Source organism: Nitratidesulfovibrio oxamicus, assembly GCF_015731765.1.
Classification (GTDB): Bacteria; Desulfobacterota; Desulfovibrionia; order Desulfovibrionales; family Desulfovibrionaceae; genus Cupidesulfovibrio; species Cupidesulfovibrio oxamicus.
Genome location: NZ_VRYY01000063.1, coordinates 1 through 7,757, shown reverse-complemented (window position 1 = coordinate 7,757; position 7,757 = coordinate 1). Strand labels below are relative to the sequence as shown.

The window sequence follows — 7,757 nt, the reverse complement described above, 5'->3', positions numbered from 1 at the left end:
CATCTCGCCGGTGCGGCAGACCGGCCCCGGCGCGGCCTGCGCCACCAGCGGCGTGCCGCAGGCCAACGCCGACGTGGTGGTGGAAGTGGTGGCCGACGGGGCCGTGGGCCTTGCGCCGGTACGCATCTCTCCGGATGGGGGCGCGACCTTCGGCAGCCAGCAGGCATCGGCAACGCAGGTCACCATTGCGGCCACCGGCGTCACCCTGACCTTTCCCGAAGACGGCGAGCTGAAGGCGGGCACCGCCTACCGGTTCACCGTGCGCACGGCGGTGGGACCGGTGACGCGCATCGGCGGCGGGCCGCAGATCACGCTGGCGGGCACCCCCAGGGCAGAGGCGCAGCTGGTGCTGGAAGTGGTCAGCGGCGGCGCGCGCAACGAGGGCACGTACCGCCTGTCGCTGGACGGCGGGGACAACTACGGCGCGGTGCGCACCATCCCGGTGGATGGTGCGGCCACGGCGGGCGACACCGGGGTGGCCATCACCTTTCCCGCTGGCGACTACCAGGGCGGCACCACCTACACGGCCACGTTGCAGGCCCCGGTGCCGTCCATCGTGGACGTGATGACCGCCATCGAACGCCCACTGGAACTGTACGACGTGGAGTTCGTACACATCGTCGGCCCGTCCGACCCGGTGGACTGGGCGGCGGCGCAGGCCAAGGCCGACGAGCTGTGGAACCTGCACCGGCCCACCTACTTCAAGATGGAAAGCCGCCTGCCCCGCGACGGCGAGGACATCAACGACTGGGCAGCCGTCATGCTGGCCGAGCGGGCCGCGTTTGCCGGGCGCTTCGTGCAGGTATGCACCCAGTACGGCGAGGTCAGCGATGCCACCGGCCAGCGCAAGCTGCGCAACTGGGGCGGCTTGCAGGCCGGGCGGGTGCTGTCCATCCCCGTGCAGCGGGCCACCGGGCGCGTGCGCGACGGCGGCATATCGCAGGGCACCCTGCCCGAAGGCTGGAACGAGGCGGTGCAGGCCGCGCTGGAAAAGGCGGGCTTTCTTACCGCCAGGATCTACGCCGGGCTGCGCAGCGCCTACTGGGGCGATTCGCGCACCATGGCCGAGGTGACCAGCGACTTCCAGTACGAGGAAGTGCTGCGCGTGGTGTTCAAGGCCGTGCGCAAGCTGCGCATAGCGGCGCTGAAATCCATGTACGACGAACTGGGCGATCCGCTGGTGCCGGAAAACGCGGGCGGGCTGGAATACCTGCGCACCAACCTTGAAACCGCGCTGACCACCATGACCGCCGCCGTGCCGCCGGAACTGGCCGCCTACGTGGTGGCTATCCCGCCGGGGCAGGACTACGTGAACAACGGGGTGGCCGTGGAAACAACGCTCATCGGCATCCCCATCATCCGGCAGATCAGGCTGTTCGCCAACTACGCCTACGCGGGCAGTTCGTTCGACCCGCGCCTGGCGGCGCGCTAGCCGTTAGGTGAGCGCGCGAACCTTACGGATAGCGACAGCAGCGATGACAGCATAGGAGGCATGCACCATGGCCATCAACGGCAAGAACTACGACTGGGAAGACATCACCGTGCGCCTGCCGCAGGGCGAAACGGTGGGCATTACCGACATCAGCTACAAGGACGGCCAGGGCGTGGAGCCGCGCTACGGGCGCGGAGCCACCCCGCGCGGCTATGGCCGCAAGAACTACGAGGCGTCGGGATCGTTCACGCTGGACCGCGACGAGTTCGAGCGGCTGAAGAAGGAACTGGCCAGCTCCGGCGCGGGCGGCATCTACGACCACACGCCGTTCCCGGTGGTGGTCAGCTACGCCAACGCCGACCAGCCCACCATTGTGGACACCCTGCCCGCGTGCAAGGTGACCAGCCACGACACTTCGTCCGCCCAGGGCGACGACAACGCCGGGCAGGTGAAGTGCGAGATCACCATTCTTTCGCCCATCCTGTGGAACGGGGTGCCCGCCAAGGTGGACCGGAAGGTGAGCAGTTTGACGGGGTAAGAGGGGGAAAGAGGGAGAAGAGAAAGGCCGGGGTGACCCGGCCTTTCTTTTATTTCCGTTTGGCACAATCCCCTATCTCTGGCATTTCAAATGCCTCTTCAATCTCTTCAGTTTCTTCAATTGGCCCTTGCATATATATAGAGTACAACGCAGCAGCTGCCATATTAGACGGCCTTTGCTTCTTTGTAATAATCATATATCCATGTATTATGCTCATTTTTTCTTGAACATGCTTGGCAACTCCGTTGCCTTTGACTATTTCAAGAGGCCCAAGGTCTTCACCCGTATCAGGATCAGTAATCGCTTCTCCAGTTTTATAAATTATAAATCTATTTCCTGTCTTTATTCCATCTCGAGTTCCTGCATTGATGACGACTCTAGAGTCTGATATTATTTTAACCACCTTAAACAGCGTTCTTGAGATATCTTCAGGCATTGCAGGCTCCGATATTAATTGGGTATCTGGCCGGGAAATATGCGAATTGCATTCTTATATACAATTTGGTTGCTTATTATTTCGCTTAATGTATTTTCATACCCATCTGAAACAGATGTCAATGTTGTCTGTATCAATTTATTTTGCTGAATATTTGATATTACACCGTATGCTATTGCTTGCTCAACATCATTATTTTCATACACTATGGAAACTTGCATCCCATTCTTAAAGAACACTGCGCCTGTTGTGAGAAAAACAATAGCTCCGTTTTGCATCTTTAAAATTTTGATTAATTTTGGCATAATGTTATCATCTTGCGCGCCAAGCTGACAGTTCAATTTGTCGATCTCATCCTTGCATGATACGGCATACATTATCAACTTTGACACGATGAGGATAAAGAAAATAAGCATGATCATAAATACATAGAGGGGCACAGTTGCAGAACTTGGCAATGTCCAAGTTACAAAAGAGATGCATAGGCTACAAATTATTGCAACCCAATCCACAACTTTTCCTTTTTCAAAAAAATGTTCCAACCCACCACTATGCATAGAAATGACGCCTCACATTGGCAGGGGTGCTACTATTTTCGATGATGAAACATAATACACATGCCGTATCATAAGCCTTGATTTTTCGCAATTATCGCCCTTAAAAGGCTGCATCACAGGCATGGCAGGTCTCGGCAATGAACCATTTTCATGCATGGGACGATTGAGGCGGAATGCGCCTCGACTAATCAGACGTTGCGCTCCACACGCCATCACCATGGCCGCGGCAATAGGTATTACCAACAAGAGAATTCTACCCAAAACATAACAAAAAAACAGCATGAGACATTTTATGGCCGAAGAGAAACATCTATTGGTGCAGAAATACGCAGCTGCATTATCTCCTATTGTCGTTATTGTATTAACATCATTTTTATTTTACTCTCCGATACGAGAGATAAAGAACAACTCATCGGAATATCTACTTTACACATGCATTGTTTCATTTATTGCTTTTGCAAATTATATTTCACCAAGCAATAAATATATTTTGCGCAAAACACCAACGAATTACGGTGATTCATTCTACAACTCACTGATTTATTTTTTTATAATTTTTATATCTATCATTGTGTGCTCTATAATACAAAGAAAATCACCATGGACTGTATACAAAGCTGTAGAGTCTTTCATTTCTACAGATGCTTCCGCATTGTCGCTTTTGATTATTATTGCATGCCATATTGCATATATTGCGTTTTTAATTTTACTTCCTAAACGCATCGGGATAATAAAAGCATCAAAGCATGCAGGCACCGTTTGCAAAGAATTGTCTTTGTCAATAATACTCACATCACTATCATCTAAGTCTTTATTTAAACTGCTGCACATGATTGGAATTTCAATAGATGAAAAATATATATATAAAAATATAATGCTCTGGTATGACATTTCTGCTATCATAGCCGTATCTCTTGCGATAATGTCTGATAAACATATATTCCGCAAACAAAAAACCAATAGACACGCGTGATAATGTGCAATAAAAACGCGGGCATTGCTTGATGATAGAATATCAATAGAATAGTGAACATCACTGCGCCGCCCCCTCCGGGGCGGCTTTTCATTTCCCCGCATATCTCCCACTGCCTCCGGCCCCGCCTTCCGGCCTCCGCTAGGGTAGCGGCGTAGCAGGTTCACCTGCCCAAACGCCAACCCGCATGGAGGCATCATGTCCGACCCCGCCAAGACCTCGCAGGCCATTTCCGCCACCCCGGCAGACGCCGAAGGGGCCGCCCCTTCCGGTCGTGCCTACGCCGCGTTCGAGCACAGCTGGACCGACCGCTGGGCCGATACGGAAGTGGCCGTGTCCTACCGTTTCGCCAAGCCCTCGCCCACGCACATCAAGCGGTTGCAGTCCACGGCGGCGCGCAACCCCGCACAGGCGTCGCGCGCGCTGATCCTGGACGTGATCCACCCCGAAGACCGCGAACGCTTCCTTGCCGATGCGGACCGCTACCCCGGCCTCGTCACCACCATGAGCAGCGCGCTCATCAAGGCGGTGGGCCTCGGCGACCTGGGAAACTGATCGACGCCGCCCGCCAGCGGCTCGGCGGGCTCGGACAGTATGACGCCATGATCCGTCACTGGCTGCATGCCGAGCCCGCCGACGACTGGGAAGACTGGACCGGGCAGGTTGCGCAGGCCCTGTTTCTGGAAGAACGCCACATCAAGACCCTCGCCCACATCATGGGCGCAAGGGCAAAAGCATAGGCTCGCCATGGAAGTGTTCAGCGTCTTCGCCACCATGTCCTTGCAGGACATGATTTCCGGCCCGCTCGGCTTCATCACCGGCAGGATGAAGCAGCTTGCGCAGGCCGCAAACGGCCTTGGCGGGCGCATGGGCAAGCTGGCCATTTCCATGGCACCGGTTGCCGTGGCCGCCGCCGTGCTGCTGGCCACGCTGGGCCTTGCCGCGCGAGAGGCCATCGCCTTCGAGAGTTCCATGGCCGACGTGGCCAAGGTGGTGAACTTCGAGAGCGCGGGCGAGCTGCAATCCATGTCCGACACCATTCTGGACATGAGCGCGCGCATTCCCATGGCGGCGGACGGGTTGGCGGCCATCGTGGCCGCCGCCGCGCAAAGCGGCGTGGCCAAGGCCGACCTGACGGAGTTCGCCGAGCAGGCCGCCAAAATGGGCGTGGCCTTCGACCTGACCGGGGACCAGGCGGGCAAGATGATGGCCGACTGGCGGGCGGGCATGAATCTTTCGCTGCCGCGCGTCTACGCGCTGGCGGATTCGGTGAACCACCTTTCCAACAACATGAACGCCACCGCCCCGGCGCTGGGCGAGGTGATCCAGCGCGTGGGCGCGGTGGGCATGGCGTCGGGCCTTGCGGAAACGCAGGTGGCGGCGCTGGGCGCGGCGTTCCTTTCCGCCGGTGCCTCGCCCGAAATCGCGTCCACGGCGCTGAAGAAATTCACGTCCACGCTGGTCAAGGGCACGGCGCTCAGCAAGGACGCGCAGGCGGCCTTCGGCTCGCTGGGCTTCTCGGTCACGCAGATGGCCAGGGACATGCAAACCGACGCGCAGGGCACGATCTTCAAGGTGTTGCAGGCGCTGGCCGACAAGCCCAGGGAATTGCAGATGTCGCTGCTTACCGAGATGTTCGGGGAGGAGGCGCTGGGGGCCATTGCCCCGCTGCTGGCCAACATGGGCAACCTGACGCAGGCGTTCGAGCTGGTGGGCGATGCCTCGGCCTATGCGGGCAGCATGCAGGCGGAATTCGACACCCGCAGCAAGACCACGGCCAACACCCTGATCCTGCTGGGCAACAAGATGAAGGCGCTGATGATCGTGGCAGGCAGCTATTTTCTGCCGGTCATCGGGCGGGTTGCCGAAGGTGTGGGCGGCTTCGTGGATATGCTGCGCGGCGCGGCGCAGACCGTGGCCGGGGAATTCGCGCTCAAGCTGCTGGCGGGCATCGCCACCGCCGTGGTGGCCGCCACGGCCCTGTCCGGGGCCATCTGGCTGTTGTCCGCCGCCGGTCCCATGCTGACCAAGGCCCTTGGCCCGCTCAAGGCGGCGCTGCTGGGCCTGTCGTGGCCTATGTGGGCGCTCATCGCCGTGGGCGCGGCGCTGTACGTGGCCTATCGCACCAATTTCGGCGGCATGGCCGACACCATTGACAGTTGGTGGTCGCGCATCTCGCTGGTGTTCCGGGGCGTGGCCGCCGTGTTCGCCACCCTCACCGACGGCGTGGGCGAGATTCGCGGCCAACTGGCCACGGACATCCGCGCCGCCGGGTTGGAAAGTCTGGTGGCCGCCGTGGCCCGCGTGGTGTTCCGCATCCGCGAGTTCTTCACCGGCATGGTGGATGCCGTGGCACCGGTGGGCCAGCGTATGGCTGACATTCTTGGGCCTTCGTTTTCGGCCATTGCCGCCACGCTGGGGCAGGTTTTCGACGCGCTGGGCAGCATGACCGCCGCCCTGTTCGGGGCCGGTGCCGCCACTGATGCATCCGGCTGGCAGCGTTTCGGTACGGTGCTGGGTACCTTCGTGGCCGGTGCCGCCGAAGGGGTGGCCATTGCCGTGCGCGCGCTCATTGTCCCCATCGAAATGGCGGCGGGCGTGGTGCAGTTCTTCCTCGACCTCATCAACGGGGTGAGCCTGTTCGACGCCGGGGCGGCGCTGCTGGGCACGTTTGCCGACGGCATCACGTCCATGCTGGCCGTGCCCATGGAAGCCGTGCGCGGGGCCATGGATCTTATTGCCAAACTGCTGCCGCATTCGGATGCCGACGCGGGGCCGCTGTCCACGCTGACCGCATCCGGTCGGGCCACCCTGACCACCATGGGCGAGGGCATGCAGGCCGCCGCGCCGGATCTTAACGCCGCACTGGATGACGCCCTGGGCGCGGCGGTGCCCCCCGGCACGCTGGAAGCCATGGCCGAGGTGGGCGTAACGCCCGCCAAAGGCCGCGAGGGCCGCACCGGCGGGCGCGGGGTGACCATCCACATCGGCAGCGTGAGCCTGCCGGGCGTGTCCGACGCGCAGGGCTTCGTGTCCGAATTACAGGCCCTTGTGGCCGAGTACGACGGCGTACCGGAAGGCGGTGCCGCATGAGCATGCTGACCTTCGAGGATGGCGTGGTGCGCCTTGGCGGAGTGGCCCTGCCGGGCATTCTGCGTGCCCAGCGCGTGGCCTGCGCCGTGCGCTTCGACGAGCAGAAGGTGGACGGCGTGTCCGGCAAGAGAAAGACCCCCCTCGGGTGGGAAGACGCCGAGATCACGCTGACCCTCGACCTGCTCACCGACGACGACGCCACCTGCTACGACCGGCTGGAAACCATCAACGGGGCCTTCCGGGGCACGGACAGCCGCACGAACCCCAAGGTGCTGGAAGTGGCCAACCGCCATCTGCTGGCGCGAGGCATCCGGCGGGTGGTCTTCAGCCGCCTTGAAAGCGAGGAGACGGACGCCGACGACACCCTGCGGGCCACGCTGGCCTTCGTGGAGCATGTGCCGCCCATCGTGCGGGTGGAACAGGCCGGGGCCAAGACCCCGCGCGCGGCAGAGGCCGCCGCGCAGGGCAGCAGCGCCGCACCGCAGCAGGAGGCATCGCTGCTGGTGGACGTGTCCGGCAGGAAAGCAAGGGGGAGCAGGTAATGGACATCACCGGCGTGGACATCATCGTGCGGGTGGGCGGGCTGGAAGTGCTGCGTTCCCCACGGGCCGAAGTGGTCAGCCGCCGCCGCGCGGTCATCACGCGGGCCGAGGTGGAACTGCCCGACCCGGACGGCTCGGTGCGGGCCGCCCTGGCTGTGGGCCAGCCCGTCTCGCTGGGCTTCGGCT

The 7,757-nt window shown here is 60.5% G+C and carries 9 protein-coding genes and 1 pseudogene; 7 read left to right on the top strand and 3 right to left on the bottom strand.

The window, feature by feature from the left end; genetic code table 11:
- On the top strand, window positions 1-1,432 hold a 1,432-nt coding region (locus FVW20_RS02970), incomplete at its 5' end, for a DUF2586 domain-containing protein (RefSeq protein WP_196608232.1).
- Window positions 1,433-1,499: 67 nt separating this feature from the next.
- A complete protein-coding gene (locus FVW20_RS02965) occupies window positions 1,500-1,970 on the top strand; it encodes a hypothetical protein (RefSeq protein ID WP_196608231.1) in 471 nt (156 codons plus the stop codon).
- A 49-nt stretch (window positions 1,971-2,019) separates the two neighbouring features.
- On the opposite strand, the gene FVW20_RS02960 is transcribed toward FVW20_RS02965, so the two are convergent.
- From FVW20_RS02960 to FVW20_RS02950, 3 genes are all read right to left on the bottom strand, one after another.
- Window positions 2,020-2,406, bottom strand: a complete 387-nt coding sequence (locus FVW20_RS02960) for a hypothetical protein (protein WP_196608230.1) — start codon at window positions 2,404-2,406, stop codon at window positions 2,020-2,022.
- Between the two features lie 14 nt (window positions 2,407-2,420).
- Window positions 2,421-2,963, bottom strand: coding sequence for a hypothetical protein (locus FVW20_RS02955; RefSeq protein WP_196608229.1), 543 nt, complete (start codon window positions 2,961-2,963; stop codon window positions 2,421-2,423).
- Window positions 2,964-3,503: 540 nt separating this feature from the next.
- The gene (locus FVW20_RS02950; RefSeq protein ID WP_196608228.1) at window positions 3,504-4,136 is read right to left on the bottom strand and encodes a hypothetical protein; all 633 of its coding nucleotides are present in this window, start codon (window positions 4,134-4,136) and stop codon (window positions 3,504-3,506) included.
- On the opposite strand from FVW20_RS02950, the gene FVW20_RS02945 reads away from it, so the two are divergent.
- The 5 genes and pseudogenes from FVW20_RS02945 to FVW20_RS02925 form a co-directional block, all read left to right on the top strand.
- On the top strand, window positions 4,135-4,491 hold the full coding sequence (locus FVW20_RS02945) for a DUF6848 family protein (protein ID WP_196608227.1): 357 nt from the start codon (window positions 4,135-4,137) through the stop codon (window positions 4,489-4,491). The two genes, FVW20_RS02950 and FVW20_RS02945, sit on opposite strands and share 2 nt — an antisense overlap.
- Window positions 4,492-4,538: 47 nt before the next feature.
- A complete protein-coding gene (locus FVW20_RS02940) occupies window positions 4,539-4,676 on the top strand; it encodes a hypothetical protein (protein ID WP_196608226.1) in 138 nt (45 codons plus the stop codon).
- A gap of 7 nt (window positions 4,677-4,683) precedes the next feature.
- A complete protein-coding gene (locus tag FVW20_RS02935; RefSeq protein WP_196608225.1) occupies window positions 4,684-7,029 on the top strand; it encodes a phage tail tape measure protein in 2,346 nt (781 codons plus the stop codon).
- Complete coding sequence (locus FVW20_RS02930) at window positions 7,026-7,571, top strand: hypothetical protein (RefSeq protein ID WP_196608224.1); 546 nt, start codon at window positions 7,026-7,028, stop codon at window positions 7,569-7,571. Before FVW20_RS02935 ends, FVW20_RS02930 begins: the two co-directional genes overlap by 4 nt.
- Window positions 7,571-7,757 (top strand): annotated as a pseudogene (locus tag FVW20_RS02925) (hypothetical protein); the annotation flags it as partial. The gene FVW20_RS02930 and the pseudogene FVW20_RS02925, both read left to right, overlap by 1 nt.